The sequence below is a fragment of the Clostridium sp. 1001271st1 H5 genome (genome assembly GCF_005845215.1).
Taxonomy (GTDB): domain Bacteria; phylum Bacillota; class Clostridia; order Lachnospirales; family Lachnospiraceae; genus Enterocloster.
In genome coordinates, this window is record NZ_SPHO01000039.1 from 1 (window position 1) to 16,125 (window position 16,125).

General features: G+C 52.0%; 15 protein-coding genes. 13 read left to right on the top strand and 2 right to left on the bottom strand.

The annotated features are described in order from the left end of the window. Positions 1-323: 323 nt before the first annotated feature. The 11 genes from FGS84_RS29510 (at position 324) to FGS84_RS29560 (ending at position 13,469) form a co-directional block, all read left to right on the top strand. A complete protein-coding gene (locus tag FGS84_RS29510) occupies positions 324-1,988 on the top strand; it encodes a Na/Pi cotransporter family protein (protein ID WP_138311734.1) in 1,665 nt (554 codons plus the stop codon). Positions 1,989-2,300: 312 nt separating this feature from the next. Then, a complete protein-coding gene (locus tag FGS84_RS29515; RefSeq protein WP_138311735.1) occupies positions 2,301-3,431 on the top strand; it encodes a carbohydrate kinase family protein in 1,131 nt (376 codons plus the stop codon). Between the two features lie 17 nt (positions 3,432-3,448). Further along, complete coding sequence (locus FGS84_RS29520) at positions 3,449-4,309, top strand: class II fructose-bisphosphate aldolase (RefSeq protein ID WP_138311736.1); 861 nt, start codon at positions 3,449-3,451, stop codon at positions 4,307-4,309. Positions 4,310-4,329: 20 nt separating this feature from the next. Then, on the top strand, positions 4,330-5,025 hold the full coding sequence (locus FGS84_RS29525) for a D-lyxose/D-mannose family sugar isomerase (protein WP_138311737.1): 696 nt from the start codon (positions 4,330-4,332) through the stop codon (positions 5,023-5,025). Between the two features lie 161 nt (positions 5,026-5,186). Continuing rightward, on the top strand, positions 5,187-6,308 hold the full coding sequence (locus FGS84_RS29530; RefSeq protein ID WP_138311738.1) for a sugar ABC transporter substrate-binding protein: 1,122 nt from the start codon (positions 5,187-5,189) through the stop codon (positions 6,306-6,308). Between the two features lie 129 nt (positions 6,309-6,437). After that, positions 6,438-7,925 (top strand): sugar ABC transporter ATP-binding protein, encoded by a 1,488-nt coding sequence (locus FGS84_RS29535; protein ID WP_138311739.1) that lies wholly within the window; start codon positions 6,438-6,440, stop codon positions 7,923-7,925. An 18-nt stretch (positions 7,926-7,943) separates the two neighbouring features. After that, positions 7,944-8,912, top strand: a complete 969-nt coding sequence (locus tag FGS84_RS29540) for an ABC transporter permease (protein ID WP_138311740.1) — start codon at positions 7,944-7,946, stop codon at positions 8,910-8,912. A 204-nt stretch (positions 8,913-9,116) separates the two neighbouring features. Then, positions 9,117-10,064 (top strand): sugar ABC transporter substrate-binding protein, encoded by a 948-nt coding sequence (locus FGS84_RS29545; RefSeq protein WP_138311741.1) that lies wholly within the window; start codon positions 9,117-9,119, stop codon positions 10,062-10,064. Between the two features lie 4 nt (positions 10,065-10,068). Then, positions 10,069-11,382 (top strand): sensor histidine kinase, encoded by a 1,314-nt coding sequence (locus FGS84_RS29550; RefSeq protein WP_138311742.1) that lies wholly within the window; start codon positions 10,069-10,071, stop codon positions 11,380-11,382. Further along, entirely contained in the window at positions 11,375-12,043 is a 669-nt protein-coding gene (locus FGS84_RS29555) for a response regulator transcription factor (protein WP_138311743.1), read from the top strand. The genes FGS84_RS29550 and FGS84_RS29555 overlap by 8 nt, the downstream gene beginning before the upstream one ends. Positions 12,044-12,149: 106 nt before the next feature. Beyond that, the gene (locus FGS84_RS29560) at positions 12,150-13,469 is read left to right on the top strand and encodes an extracellular solute-binding protein (protein WP_138311744.1); all 1,320 of its coding nucleotides are present in this window, start codon (positions 12,150-12,152) and stop codon (positions 13,467-13,469) included. A 74-nt stretch (positions 13,470-13,543) separates the two neighbouring features. Here the strand turns inward: FGS84_RS29560 and FGS84_RS29565 are convergent, their stop codons facing one another. Both FGS84_RS29565 and asnA read right to left on the bottom strand, forming a co-directional pair. Beyond that, the gene (locus tag FGS84_RS29565; protein WP_138311745.1) at positions 13,544-14,203 is read right to left on the bottom strand and encodes a trimeric intracellular cation channel family protein; all 660 of its coding nucleotides are present in this window, start codon (positions 14,201-14,203) and stop codon (positions 13,544-13,546) included. Between the two features lie 20 nt (positions 14,204-14,223). After that, positions 14,224-15,231 carry an aspartate--ammonia ligase gene (gene asnA, locus FGS84_RS29570; RefSeq protein WP_138311746.1) on the bottom strand — a complete coding sequence of 336 codons (1,008 nt, stop codon included), beginning with the start codon at positions 15,229-15,231 and terminating at the stop codon, positions 14,224-14,226. Here asnA and FGS84_RS31290 point away from each other — a divergent pair. Further along, positions 15,218-15,442, top strand: a complete 225-nt coding sequence (locus tag FGS84_RS31290) for a hypothetical protein (protein ID WP_178332217.1) — start codon at positions 15,218-15,220, stop codon at positions 15,440-15,442. The genes asnA and FGS84_RS31290 overlap by 14 nt on opposite strands. Then, positions 15,439-16,086, top strand: a complete 648-nt coding sequence (locus tag FGS84_RS29575; RefSeq protein ID WP_138311747.1) for a YHYH domain-containing protein — start codon at positions 15,439-15,441, stop codon at positions 16,084-16,086. The genes FGS84_RS31290 and FGS84_RS29575 overlap by 4 nt, the downstream gene beginning before the upstream one ends. The last annotated feature ends 39 nt before the right edge of the window (positions 16,087-16,125 follow it).

A 16,125-nucleotide genomic window follows, 5' to 3' on the forward strand; every position in this document is an offset into this window, starting at 1 on the left:
TAATTTACATAGACTTTACATTACTGGCGGGAAACGATATTGACGACATATGAAATATCCCGTATAATGAGTATGTGTAAAGAAGTCGTAAAGATATGGTAAATAATCAGGAAAAGAGGCTATAGATATCATGGGAAAGGCCCTGTGTGACGGATGCCGCAAGCGTGTGATAAAGGAGGCATAACCTGCAATTTTTGGTTTGGGATAGCGGGCTATGCCCTATTTTTGCCCATTTTTACCGGAAATTGCCGGGAATACACCGGATTATCCATTAAATGATAATATAGTAAAAGCTTATTTCCTCGGACAAAAGGAGAAAACACATGGGAGTAGAATTGGTTTTAAGCCTGCTGGGCGGCCTGGCCCTGTTCATGTACGGCATGCAGATGATGAGTACCAATCTGGAGGCTGTGGCTGGAAACCGTATGAAGCAGATATTGGAACGCCTTACGGCAAACCGTTTTCTGGGGGTGCTGGTGGGCGCCGGAATCACGGCCCTGATTCAGTCGTCTTCAGCCACAACCGTCATGACCGTTGGATTCGTTAACTCAGGTCTTATGACGCTTAAGCAGGCTGTATGGATTATCATGGGTGCCAATGTGGGCACCACTATTACGGGACAGCTCATTGCCCTGGACATAGGGGCGCTGGCTCCGTTAATTGCCTTTGTGGGCGTTATGTCCCTGATATTCGTAAAAAATAAAAAGGTGCAGCATATGGGAGGCATCATTGCCGGTATCGGTGTCCTGTTCATCGGCATGGGCATGATGAGCGATGCCATGGTTCCGCTGAGGGATTCTGAGACCTTTATCCATATGGTGACCAAGTTCTCCAATCCTCTTTTGGGAATCCTGGTAGGCGCGGTGTTCACGGCCATCATCCAGTCCTCCTCCGCGTCTGTGGGTATTCTTCAGGCCCTGGCCATGGGCGGTGTTATCAACCTTCACAGCGCCGTGTTTGTGCTGTTCGGACAGAATATCGGTACCTGCATCACGGCCCTTCTGGCCTCTGTGGGAACCAGCCGCAATGCAAAGCGCACCACGCTGATTCACCTGATGTTCAATGTGATTGGCACAGCCCTGTTCGTGACCCTGTGCATCCTGACTCCGTTTACGGACTTTGTGATTGGCCTTACCCCTGATAATCCGGTGGCCCAGATTGCAAATGTCCATACCATTTTTAATATCAGCACTACCTTGATTCTTCTGCCCTTTGGCGCGCTTCTGGAGAAGATTGCCATTGCAATCCTTCCGGATAAGGCTGTGCCTGTTAAGGATGCCGACCAGTGGTTTGAGGGTCTAATGGCTTCCAAGCACCACCTGGGTATTTCCACCATTGCCATTAACCAGATTCACGATGAGATTCAGGTGATGCTGGCGACAGCGGCAGAAAATGTATCCCAGAGCTTTAAGGCGGTGGAGGACGGGGCCTCAGAGGGAATCCAGGCCATAACGGACCGGGAAGAGGAGATTGATTTGAGCAATATGAGACTTTCCCAGAAAATCTCCAAGATACTCGTATTGGACCAGACGCCTAAGGATATTGACACCCTGAACCGGATGTATACCATTCTGGGAAATATTGAGCGAATCGGCGACCATGCCATGAACCTGGCGGAATATGCTGAAACCATAGAGGAAAAAGGACTTCAGTTTTCAGAATATGCCAGGAAGGAATTCGCCACCATGGAAGGAACCTGCCGGGAAGGCATGGAGCTATTGATGGCAGCCGCTGCCGGGGACGCGGAATCACCGCTGTCCAGGGTGGCTGAGATTGAACAGAGGATTGACGATATAACCCGCAAGTTCCGCCAGAACCAGATTGACCGTATGCGGGAGGGCAACTGCAATGTGGAGTCCTCCATCCTGTATTCGGAAATGCTTACTGACTATGAACGAATCGGTGACCATATGCTGAACATTGCCCAGGCCTATGACGCCATAGAGTGGTCCGGGGACAGGGGACAGACCGCTGCGGCGATTGCGTGAGCCGTGTGACAGGGCAAAAGCCCGGATAAATGGCGGGTCAGCCGGAGTGGACGGCCCGGCAGCAAGCAAAAACGGGAATTTGCCCGTATCAATTAAATCATTGTTTGACCAGGCCTTGGGGGCGCCGTGATTTTAACGGCCCTCCGGGGCCTTTTTGTGCTGCCGCTGATTAGCCGCAGCCATATTTTTTTGCATTGTGCAATATGTACATGACAAATGTCATAATGAATATTACCTATGTAATAATTGTACACAAACCATTGGATTTATGTTTGAAAACTGCTATGATTGGGTGCGGAAGGGGGAAGTAAGATGGGAGAAAAAAATAAAAAAATAGCAGTGGCCGGGCATATTTCCCTGGACATTACACCGGTTTTCCAAAACAGCGGGAAACAGAAGCTGTCTGAGCTGTTCCAGCCGGGAAAGCTGCTTAAGGTGGGAAAAGCCATGATGTGCACGGGCGGCGCTGTTTCCAACACTGGCCTGGGGCTTAAGCGCCTGGGAGCGGACGTGGTTCTGATGGCTAAAATCGGGGATGATTATTTTGGAAACGCGCTGCAGGACATGATAAGGGCCCATGGCTGTGAAACCTGCATCACCCAGGTTCCGGGAGAGAACACATCCTATACCATAGTGCTGGCGCCCAGGGGACTGGACCGCTTTTTCCTACATGACCCGGGCTGCAATGATACCTTTGGCTATGAGGACGTGGACCTTCAGAAAGCAGGGGAGGCAGTCCACTTTCATTTTGGTTATCCGCCAATCATGCGCAGGTTTTACCAGGATGACGGGGAGGAACTGGTAAGGCTCTACAAAAAGATAAAATCCATGGGGCTTACCACGTCCCTGGACCTGGTTGCAGTGGACCCGGACTCAGAAGCAGCGGGCAAGGACTGGGAAACCATACTGGAACGGGTTCTGCCCTATGTGGATTTCTTTGTGCCCAGTATTGAGGAACTGGGATACATGCTGGACCGCCCCATGTACTGCAGATGGCAGGAGAGGGCAGGGGGAGAGGATGTCACAGGAATATTGTCGCTGAAGGAGGACGTGGAGCCGCTGGCATCCAGGGCTCTGTCCATGGGGGCCAGATGCGTCCTTCTGAAATGCGGGGCAGCGGGCATGTACCTTAAGACAGCTCCTGGACCGGTGTGGAAGGAGTGTCTGCCGGATTTTGCGGGCTGGGAAGATGTGAGCCATTTTGAGGACAGCTATGTGCCGGACTGCGTTCTGTCCGGCACAGGGGCAGGCGATACCAGCATCGCTGCCTTTATAAAGGCCATGCTGGACGGCTGCGCGCCGCTTGAATGCGTCCGGCTGGCAGCTGCCACAGGCGCATCCTGCGTCACGGCATACGATGCCCTCAGCGGCCTTCTGTCCTTTGATGAGCTGCGGCAGAAGATAAAGGCAGGATGGGAAAAGCAGAAGGCTATCCGGCCATAAGAAAGGAGATTATAAACATGTTAGTTTCAATGAAAGCAATTTTAAATTTGGCAGATGCAAAAAAAATAGCGGTGGGCGCCTTCAACATTACGTCCCTGGAGGGCATCCAGGCTGTATTGGGTGCGGCTGAGGAACTGGGGCAGCCGGTTATCCTGCAGTTTGCTCCGGTTCATGAGTCCATTATCCCCCTTAAGGTCATCGGCCCTGTAATGGTGATGATGGCGGAAAAATCTTCCGTGCCTGTATGTGTCCATCTGGACCACGGCGATAAGCTGGAAATCCTGGAGGAGGCGCTGGAAATGGGATTCACCTCAGTGATGTACGACGGTTCCGTCCTGCCCTTTGAGGAAAATGCGGCAAACACAAAGATTGCCGTGGAAATGGCCGGAAACCGGGGGGCCTCCGTGGAGGCTGAGATTGGCGCCATGGGAAGGCAGGAGTTCTCCAGTGTGGGGGAAGGAGAGCAGGCAGAGGCGGTGGAAGGCTGCTACACGGACCCGGAACAGGCCCGGGCTTTTACCGCCCTCACCGGGATAGATGCCCTGGCCTGCTCCTTCGGCACGGTGCACGGCCTATATCTGACCGCGCCCAGGCTGGATTTTGACAGGATACACAGGATTCGGGAAAGCATCGGCATTCCCATTGTGATGCACGGCGGCTCCGGGGTCAGCGACAGGGACTTTAAGAAATGTATTGCCAATGGCGTCAGGAAAATCAATTACTACACATACCTGGCCAAGGCAGGGGGCATGTATGTAAAGGAGAAATGCAGGACAGCCGGGGAACATGTATTTTTCCACGATGTGACCCGGTGGGGAATCCAGGCCATGAAGGAGGATGTGCTTCACACAATCAGGGTATTTTCCCATCTGGACTGAGACGGAAAAGGAGGAAAAACATGAAACGTTCGGAAATTAACAGGGCCCTTAAGGACATGGAGCAGATGGTTGGCAGATGTTCCTTTAAACTTCCCCCATTCTGCTGTTTTACGCCAGAAGAATGGAAGGAAAAAGGACATGAGTATGATGAAGTCAGGGATAACATGCTGGGATGGGATATCACGGATTTTGGAATGGGGGATTTTGACAAAGTGGGGTTCTCCCTTATCACGCTGAGAAACGGCAATGTGTCCATGGATAAGTATACAAAACCATATGCGGAAAAGCTGCTGTACATCAAGGAAGGACAGTCTGCCGCCATGCACTTTCACTGGAACAAGATGGAGGATATCATCAACCGGGGCGGCGGCAATGTACTCATAGGCGTATACAATGCCGATAAAGAAGAAGGTCTGGCAGATACGGATGTCCTGATACACAGCGACGGACGGGAATATACGGTACCGGCAGGCACGCAGATACGGCTGCGCCCCGGGGAGAGCATTACCATCCAGCCTTTTTTGTATCATGACTTCCGCCTAGAGCCGGGAACAGGACCCGTGCTGCTGGGGGAGGTATCCATGTGCAATGACGATAACCGGGACAACCGTTTCTATTTGCCGGCAGGCCGTTTTCCGGTCATAGAGGAAGATGAGCCGCCTTACCGCCTTCTGTGCAATGAGTACCCCGGGGCGGGCAGTTGTGCAAAACGATGAAAATTTGCGCCAATGGAATCTGAAAAAGTAAAAGTGATGGGAAAATATATGACAAATGTCATGCGAAAATGATTACATTGTGCACATGTGTTAAAAAGAAAAGCGTGATAAGATTTGATTACGGCAAAAACAACAAAACATTTTGCAGAAGGAGGCAACTTATGAAAAAAAGTACTAAGAAGCTGTTGGCAGTGATGATGTGCGCAGCAATGGCAGGTTCTGCACTGGCAGGATGCAGCAGCGGGGACTCCCAGACAACGGCAGCCGCCACAGAGGCGGCCGCGCAGGCCCAGACCACAGAGGAGGCCAGGGAGGCGGCCGCTGAGCCTGAAAAAGCAGGGGAGAGCAAGGAAGAGACAGAGGCAGCTGCGGCGCCGGCAGTGACGGATATGGCATCTGCCGATGTAAAGAAGAAGGACCCGGACAAGCATTATAAATTCGGCTATACCTGCATGGACGGAACCAACCCGTTCTTTGTCACCATTGAGAAGAGGATGAGGGAGATGGTTGAGGCCAACGGGGACGAGCTGATTGCAGTAGACCCGGCCAATGACGTTACCCTTCAGATTACCCAGGTAGAGGACCTGATTTCCCAGAACATTGACGCCATGTTCATGAATCCGGCAGAGGCAGAGGGAATCCTTCCGGCCCTTGACCAGCTTAAGGAAGCAGGAATCCCCATTGTGGGCTTTGACACAGAGGTAGCGGATATGTCCTACCTGATTTCCTACACCGGCTCCGATAACTATAATGCAGGCAAGGTCTGCGGCGAGGACCTTGTAAAGAAATGCCCGGAGGGCGGGGATATTATTGTACTGGATTCTCCTACCATGAATTCCGTTACGGACAGGACCAACGGATTTTTAGATGCAATTGAAGGAAAAGGCTTTAATATTGTTGCACAGCAGGATGCAAAAGGCAACCTGGAGGTTTCCATGGGCATTGCAGAAGACCTGCTGCAGGCGCACGGCGACGTGGTTGCCATCTTCGGCGGCAACGACCCAACTGCACTGGGGGCGCTGGCAGCAGCCAATGCAGCCGGTCTTACAGACTGCATGATTTACGGCGTGGACGGCTCTCCTGACATCAAGGCAGAGATGGCTTCCGGAGAATCCCTGATTGAGGGAAGCGGCGCCCAGTCTCCTGTTAAGATTGCACAGTCTGCAGTAAATATCATGTATACATACTTAAACGGCGACAAGGTAGAATCAAGATATCCGGTAGAAACCTTCCTTATTACATCAGAAAATGTAGATAAGTATGGCACAGATGGATGGCAGTAAGAGAGTAGTCTGAAAAGTGCTGGGCCCCTTCGGGGGCCAGGCACTTTTTAACTGACAGGCCAAAACAGCAGCGTACGGCAGGAAGCTCTGTCACGAACCATATGAATAGAAGAACAGGCAGGTGAGATTATGAGTGAAACAGTTCTGCTTCAAATGAAGAACATCCACAAATCATTTCCGGGCGTCAAGGCGCTTCAGGGGGTGGACCTGGAACTGAGGGCCGGTGAGGTCCACGCATTGCTTGGTGAAAACGGGGCAGGTAAATCCACACTGATTAAGGTCCTGGGCGGTATTTACATTGCGGAACAGGGTGAAATTTTCATTGACGGAAAAAAAGCAGCCATTGATGGGGTAAATGCATCCCATAGCAACGGAATTTCCATTATCCACCAGGAATTGGTACTGGTGCCTCACATGACTGTGGCGGAAAATATTTTTCTTGGCAGAGAGCCGTCAAAAGGGCTTTGGGTCAGCCACGACACCATGGAGAAGGAAGCCCAGGAGCTTCTGGATGCATATCATATGGGCATTGAAGCGGGGACGCTGGTTAAGGACCTTACCATTGCCCAGCAGCAGATGGTGGAAATCGTAAAGGCCATCTCCTATCATTCCAGGATACTGGTAATGGATGAGCCCACCTCATCCATATCGGACAAGGAAGTGGAATTTCTGTTCAGCACCATGCGGGAGCTGACAAAGAAAGGCGTTGGAATCATCTATATATCCCATAAGATGGACGAACTGGAGCAGATATGCGACCGGGTGACCGTGCTGAGGGACGGAACTTACGTGGGCACTGAGGTGGTAAAGGATACCACAAGGGACCATCTTATCGCCATGATGGTGGGCAGGGAGCTGACCAAGTATTACACCAGGGATTACATGGAGCCAGGCAGGGTGGTACTGAAATGTGAGAATATTGCAGACGGAAAGATGGTCAAAGGGGCCAGTTTTGAACTGCATGAGGGGGAAATCATTGGTTTTGCGGGGCTGGTTGGCGCTGGAAGAAGCGAGACAATGAAGTGTATATTCGGACTGACGCCCGGTTATACGGGGAGTATCAGCGTGGATGGGAGGCCGGCGTCCATCAAATCCCCTATTGACGCCATGAAATACGGTATTGCACTGGTGCCTGAGGACCGGAAGCAGGAGGGACTGTATAAGGTGCAGAGCGTCCGGTTTAACTCCACCATCGAGGTGCTGAAACGCTTTATAAAGGGCATCTGGGTGGATGCGGACAAGGAGGAGGAGATTACCCGGCAGTATATTGAGATGATGGATACCAAGACCCCGTCCCAGGAACAGCTTATCGGGAATCTGTCCGGCGGCAACCAGCAGAAGGTAATGATTGGAAGATGGCTGGCCACCTCCCCTAAGATACTGATTCTGGACGAGCCCACCAGGGGCGTGGACGTGGGCGCGAAATCTGAGATATACGGAATCATGAACGAGCTGGTGAAAAAGGGTATGTCCATCATCATGATATCATCCGAACTGCCTGAAATCCTCAATATGAGCGACCGGGTCTATGTCATGTGCGACGGCCGGATTACCGGATGCTTCAGCCATGAGGAGTGCGTCACCCAGGAACAAATCATGAAGCTGGCGGCAAAGTAAGAAAAGGGGGAAAGTCAAATGACAACCAGATTGCAGAAAAATGTAAAACAATATTTTAAGGATAATATCGGCATTATCGGGGCCCTGCTTATTTTGTGTATTTTCTTATCCGTGTTCCCAAAGACCAGCGGCTCCTTCCTGACCCAGAAAAATATATTCAACGTATTGCGTCAGATATCGTCCAACCTGTTCCTGGCCTGCGGCATGACCATGGTTATCATCCTGGGCGGCATTGATTTGTCCGTGGGTTCCATTATCGCCCTTTCGGGCTGCTTTGCAGCGGGCTGCGTGTCCCGTTACGGCCTTCCCATAGCAGCGGGCGTGCTGTGCGGCGTGCTGGTGGGCATGGCGGTGGGTATGTTTAACGGCGTTGTCATATCAAGGACAACCATACCGCCCTTTATCGTGACCCTGGCCACCATGAATGTGGCAAAGGGGCTGGCCTATGTGTATACGGGCGGCTCTCCGGTGCGGGTGGTCACAAAGGAGTGGCAGTTCTTAGGCGCCGGGTATGTGGGCGGCGTTCCCACGCCGGTCATACTTTTGGCAGCAGTGCTTATTATCACGGCTATCATCATGAATAAAACAAAGCTGGGACGCCATATCTACGCGGTGGGCGGAAACTCCCAGGCAGCCAGGTTCTCAGGCATCAGTACGGCCAGGGTAAAATTCCTGGTACATACCTATTCGGGAATCATGGCAGGACTTGCGGGCGTGGTCCTGGCATCCCGTATGTATTCCGGCCAGCCCACGGCTGGCGACGGAGCCGAGATGGACGCCATTGCAGCTGTTGTGGTGGGCGGAACCTCCATGGCAGGCGGCTCCGGTAAAATCGGAGGAACCATCATCGGCGGCCTGATTATCGGCGTTCTGAACAACGGCCTGAACCTGCTGAATGTGAATTCCTTCTGGCAGTACGTTGTAAAGGGAACCGTTATCCTCCTGGCTGTTTTTGTGGATTACCTGAGAAACAAAAAGGCGGAATAAAGCCTGGTTTGCGGCAAAAGCGTTTCACGGCAGTGGGGCGCTTTTTGTCGAAGTCAAAGTTTTTCAAAAAGTTACCATGAGATATTACAGATACTCATGTTTGCGGTATAATGGGAAAGGACCGGACCGGGAGCGTGACCGGGCAGCCGGGGATATGACCAGGCATCCGGGAAATGAAGTCAGAGACAGGGAGGCGGGAAGCAGATGAAGATAGGAACAGGTTTGTTAATCCTGACAGCGGGCATCATGCTCCTGTTGGAGGGCTGCGGCCGCCCGGACGGAAGCGGGCGCCAGCATGAGGCCAGGCTGTTCGGGGCAACCTATATGACCAGAAATAATCCATATTTTGATGTCCTCAACCAGGGGATAGAAGAAGTGGTGGAAGCCAACGGCGATATCCTTCTTACCAGGGACCCCCTTCAGGACCAGGAAAAGCAGAACCAGCAGATTCAGGAGATGATAGACGAGGGTATCCAGATGCTGTTTTTGAATCCTGTGGATTGGGAAAAGGTGCAGCCTGCCCTGGATGCCTGCAAGGAGGCGGGGGTGGGCATTATCAACGTGGATACGGTGGTGAAGGACAGGGATTCCGTGATTTCCATTATAGAGACGGATAACTACCAGGCAGGCCAGCTCTGCGCCCTGGATATGATGAAGCGCAAGGACAAGGCGAAAATCGTGATACTGGACAATCCCATACAGACCTCCATTACCAACCGGGAACAGGGCTTTTTGGACACCATAGAGGGCAATGACAACTACCAGGTGGTATACAGGGAGGCAGCGGCAGGAGAGATTGAGGTGTCATCCCATGTGATGGCTGACCTTCTGCGCCGGGACATTGATTTTGACGTAATATTGGGAGGCAATGACCCCACGGCCCTGGGAGCTCTGGCAGCCCTGCAGCAGGCCAGGAGGGAGGAGGGGGTCCTGATATATGGAATCGACGGCTCTCCGGATTTTAAGGCAATCCTGGATGTGGGGTATGTGACAGGAACCAGTGCCCAGAGTCCCAGGTCCATAGGCAGGAAGGCGGCTGAGACTGCTTACCGTTATCTGGACGGGGAGACGGTGGAGAAATACATAAGCCTGCCCAGCACCATGATTACCAGGGACAATCTCCATGAATTTGAAATAGACGGGTGGCAGTGAGGATATGGATACGAATATGGATAACAGGCGGGTACGCATCCTGCAGCTGGGAATCCTGGCGCTTAATGTGATATCCGTAATGGGACTCAGCATATTTATATATGCCACAATTGAAAACATACGGCGCAGCTATGTGGCCAGGGAGTTTTTAAGCGGCATCCAGGCCATTGTCTGGTATCCCTGCCGGAACATCTGGCTCTGCGCCCTTCTTCTGGCTCTGCTGGCAGGCAGTATGTTTGTGCGGGACCGGCTGTTCCCGGACAACAGTAAGGTGATTCTGTTCAGCCTTGTGGCTGATTTTGCCATTTGTTTTGCCATTATTATACTTTTGAATTTTAACTATAACGGTATCCTGCTGCTGGTATTTTCCAATGTCATTCTCTATGCCAAAAACGGGAAATCCAGGTATTTCCTGGCGGCGGTGGCTATCGGCAGCTTTATCCTGGCTGATTACGAACTGCTTTCCATTTCCTACCGCCTGTATTCCATACAGGATTACATTGCATTTTACAATGCCTCCGCCCAGCAGTACCTGCTCAGCAGCTACAATATCCTGATATCCCTGAATGTAATCATGTTTGTGGTATACTGTGTGAATATCATCAACCAGCAGCAGGGAAACCTGGACGAGATACATGCCCTTAACGAGCAGCTTCAGGAAGTGAATGAACAGCTTAAAGAGTACTCCGTGATGGCGGAAAAAATGGCGGAGACAAGGGAGAGAAACCGTCTGGCCAGGGAAATCCATGATACCCTGGGCCACACCCTGACCGGCATTGCCGCGGGCATAGACGCCTGCCTGGCCACCATAGGCACGTCGCCCCGGCAGACAAAGGAGCAGCTGGAGCTTATTTCCAAGGTCACAAGGGACGGCATCAAGGAAATACGGCGCTCTGTCAGCCAGCTGCGCCCCGATGCCCTGGAGCGGTTCAGCCTGGAATACGCCATCAGCAAGATGGTATCGGACATGAACGCTGTGTCCGGCGCCAGGGTGTACTTTGACTGCCAGGTGAAGAACCTGAAATTTGATGAGGACGAGGAAAACGCCATTTACCGGGTCATCCAGGAGGGAATCACCAATGCCCTGCGCCACGGCCATGCCAGCCAGATATGGATTACCATAAAGAAGGAGGATACGGACATCCTTCTGCAAATCAAGGACAACGGCATCGGGTGCAGGGAAATAAAGAGCGGATTCGGAACAAAGCACATGAAGGAGAGGATTAAGATGCTGAGCGGTGTTGTGACATTTGACGGCAGCGGCGGTTTTACTGTAAATGCAAGGATACCAATCCGATGGGGGGAGACTTATGATTAAAGTATTGATTGCGGACGACCAGGAGCTGATTCGCCAGAGCCTGCAGATTGTGCTCAACAGCAGGCCCGACATAATGGTTACAGATGTGGCGTCCAACGGCCAGGAGGTTATCCGCTGCGTAAGGAAGAACAAGCCGGATGTCATACTGATGGACATCCGGATGCCCAAGCTGGACGGGGTGCAGTGCACGAAAATCATAAAGGAAAATTATCCTCAGATTAAGATTATTATACTCACCACCTTTGACGATGACGAGTATGTCTACAATGCCCTGAAATACGGGGCCAGCGGGTATCTGTTAAAGGGCGTGTCCATGGATGAACTGGCCAATGCCATTACCACGGTATACAATGGATGGGCCATGATTAACCCGGACATTGCAGCCAAGGTGCTGAGGCTGTTTTCACAGATGGCCCAGGCGGACTATACCATACTTGTGGGTGATAAGAATGTGGACGAGCTTACAAAGACAGAGTGGAAAATCATAGCCCAGGTGGAAAAGGGGGCCAGCAACAGGGAGATAGCGGAAACCCTTAAGCTGTCTGAGGGGACGGTGCGCAATTATCTCAGCACCATACTGAACAAGCTGGATTTGCGGGACCGCACCCAGCTGGCAATCTGGGCTGTCCAGACAAATGTAAGGAAACGCCTGGGCACCTGAAGTCTGGCCGGGACAGCAGGCAGAAGCAGGACAGCAGGCAGAAGCGGAGCGGCAGGCAGAAGCAGAACAGAGGCAGGAGATAGGCAGAAGGAAGGGTGAGATTGGGATGAAGGGATGGAAATGGACGCTGGGGCTGGGAACAGCCCTGGTCCTCCTTTTTGGTCTGGCGGGATGTATATACATGTATCATGATAAGGAGATAGTCCTGGAATTCGGCATGTTTACGGGAAGCAACTGGGACGTTGCCAGTGCCAGCAGCTTTGTCATCATGGACAAGGCGATTGCAAGGTTTGAGGAGGAGCATCCCGGGGTGAAGATTCACTATTACAGCGGAATCAGCAAGGAGGACTACTCGGAGTGGTGCGCCAGAAAGCTGTTGGAGGGAAAGATGCCGGATGTGTTTATGGTGCCGGATACGGATTTCAACCTGTATTCATCTTTGGGGGTCATGAAAAACCTGGACGAACTCATTGAGCATGATGACGGGTTTGACCGCAGTGACTTTTTCACCACAGCCCTTGACGCGGGAAAATACGATGGACACCAGTGCGCCCTTCCCTATGAAACGGTTCCGGTCCTTTTATTTGTCAACAAATCCCTTTTGGCCAGGGAACAGATTGAGGTGCCGGGGGAGGACTGGACATGGGATGATATGTATGAAATATGCAGGAAGATAACAAAGGATGTGAATGGGGATGGATTGCTGGACCAGTTCGGCACCTATAATTACAGCTGGAGGAACGCGGTTTACACCAGCGGGGGGAGATTTTACGGCGGGGACCAGCAGCAGTTGTCCTTTACGGACCCCCATGTCCTGGACGCCATCAAATACATGAAGCGCCTTAACGACCTTAACCAGGGACAGAGCGTGACCCAGGAGGACTTCAACAAAGGGAATGTGGCCTTTATGCCCCTGACCTTTGCAGAGTACAGGACCTATAAGACCTACCCCTACCGGATTAAGAAATACACAAAGTTCCAGTGGGACTGCATCACGTTTCCTGCCGGAAAAGAGGGAGAGAACCGTTCCAGGGTGGATTCCCTTCTCATGGGCATCAACAGCAGCACAAAGCATGAAAAGCTGGCGTGGGAATTCCTGAAACAGCTGACTGGAAATGAGGAGATGCAGATGGACATATTCCGGTACTCACAGGGCGTGTCTGTGCTGAAAAGCGTTACCGGCTCCGGCCAGGCAGCGGCCATCATACAGGAGGACATGGATGAGGGGGAGCAGGTCATTAACAGCAGTCTGCTGTACAATGTAATTGAGAACGGGGTCATAGAGCCCAAGTTCCAGCAGTATGAGCAGGTCATGAGCCTGGCAGACGGGGAGGTATCCAAGATACTTATGGAAAACAGGAATGTGGACAGCAGCATGAAGATATTCCAGAGAAGCATTACCAAGTATTTGCAGCAGCAGAGATAGAGAGAGGGGAGAAAAGGCCGGGCCCCGGTCATTTGTACACGGTTTGTACAATGATTGGGGCCCGGGCTTGTTTTTTATTTGTTTTTGGTGTGGTAGGCGGTGGGAAGATTCCAGTCGTACTTTGTGGCCAGAAGGCGGATGAGCACCACCAGGATTGCGCTCAATATCATGGAGGCGTCTCTGGAGAGCCAGCCGTTCAGGCAGACATAGCAGACAGCCCCGGCAATGGAGGCGGAAGCATATACATGCTTGCGCAGGATATACGGGGACTGGCCGGCCAGAATATCCCTGAGGGCGCCGCCTCCCACGCCTGTAAGGACGCCCAGGAACACGGAGAGAAAATGATATTCCCCGTAACCGGCCGTCACAGCTGTGTTGATGCCTGTTACCGTGAAGGCTCCCAGTCCAATGGCGTCAAACAGGTTCATTATCTTCTCATAAGCCGAGATATACCGGCTTTCCAGTATCCTCTGGTTCAGCCAGACCAGGACAAAGAGTACCATGGCCGCCAGAAAGGCCGTGTACACGTAAACCGGGTTCATGAACAGGCTGGGCGGTACGATTCCCAGTATAATGTCCCGGAGCATTCCGCCGCCGACAGCAGTGGTGACGCCCAGGACCACCACTCCCAGCAGGTCCAGGCGCTGTTTGATGGCCACCAGGGCACCGGACGAGGCAAAGGCCACGGTTCCGACTATTTCTATGATAAAAAAGATTGAGATATTGGATTCCATAATACGCTCCCGGCCAATGGCTACAGCAGATAAATCTTGTTTTTTCCGCAGATATCGCGCATTTCCCTGGGCCAGATACTGGCCTGGACTTCACCTATATGGGCGCGGTCCAAAAGCAGCATGCACAGACGTGACTGTCCGATACCGCCGCCGATGGTGTAGGGAAGTTCTCCGTTTAAAAGCATTTTATGATAAGGAAGACTGCGGCGGTCTTCGCATCCGGCTTTCCTGAGCTGGTCCTCCAGGGCAGCCTCATCCACACGGATACCCATGCTGGAGATTTCCAGGGCGCACTGTAAATGCTCAAACCAGAACAGGATATCGCCGTTCAGCTTCCAGTCGTCATAGTCAGGCGCGCGTCCGTCATGGGGCTTGCCGCCGGCCAGTTTATCGCCAATCTGCATCAGGAATACGCAGCCATGTTCCCTGGTTATCAGGTTTTCCCGTTCCTTAGGCGTATTGTCCGGATACAGGTCCTCCAGCTCCTGGCTGGTGATGAAGAAGATATCCTTTGGAAGGTGCTTCACTGCCTCCGGGTATTTATACCACACCTCATGCTGCATGTGCTTGATAATTTTAAAAATCTCCCGCACTGTGTCCTTTAAGGTATCCAGATTGCGCTGTTCCCTGGTGATGACCCGTTCCCAGTCCCACTGGTCCACATAACAGGAGTGAAGGTTATCCAGCTCCTCGTCCCTGCGGATGGCGTTCATATTGGTGTAAAGCCCCTCGCCGGGCTGAAAGCCGTATTCCTTTAGGGCCATACGCTTCCATTTTGCCAGTGAGTGCACAACCTCCAGGGTTTCCCCGGGAAGTCCCAGCATGTCAAAGGACACGGGGCGCTCAGTACCGTTTAGGTTATCGTTAAGACCGCTGCTTCTTTCCACGAACAGGGGAGCGGAGATACGCTCTAGATGCATCTCCCTTCCCATTTCCTTCTGGAAGGTGTCGCGTATGTATTTGATTGCGTCCTGCGTCTCACGGATGGAAAGACGGGGGTCGTAATCCTTAGGTATGATTAATTCCATCTTAAAAACCTCCAAACTAGTTGAATTCATTGCATATGTTTCTTATGGTATCATCATTGGGAAAAACGCGCAAGTGCTTACATCATTTTTTTATGAGGGAAATGGCGTAAAAATGCGAAAATACCCTGGAAAGATGTTGAAATATAAGGTTACACACAGATGGAAACATGGTAAAATAGAGTTGAAAATGAAATCGGGAGGTATGAGATGAAACGAACGGTAAAGGTATGGCTGGCAGCGGTTATGAGCGGAGTGATTCTGGCAGGAGGGGCAGGAACAACAGGACAGGCTCCGTGGGGAATGGAGTCCCAGGCCCATTCGGGCCGGACAGATGCCAACGGAGGACACCGGGATAACAAAAATGCCAGCGGGTTGGGAAGCTACCACTACCACTGCGGAGGACATCCGGCCCACCTGCATCCCAACGGCGTGTGTCCCTATGCAGGAGGTGCCCAAACTAAGGCCCAGACCCAGACACAAGCCCAGATTCCAACAAAGGCTGCCAATATGGTTCAGGAAACCCAGGCCGGGGACCTGGATATTCCGGCTGTCCGGGCAGTTTCCCGGGAAAGGGCGGCAGATACAACGGGATGGAACCAAAATGGGACACAGTGGAATTATATCTGTGAGGACGGAACACAGCTGATTGGATGCTGGAAACAGATTGACGGTGTGTGGTACTGTTTTGACAGCGACGGAAACATGCGGACCGGATGGTACAGGGAAAATGGCTGTCTTTATTACCTGGGGACGGATGGGAAGATGGTTACCGGAACCTGTATGGTCGATGGAACAGAGTACCAGTTTGACCAGGACGGGAAGATGATAACAGAGAAGCAAACGGGCCTGCATTGATAATGTCTCAATGCAGGCCCCCGGCTGTCTGTGTGCTAT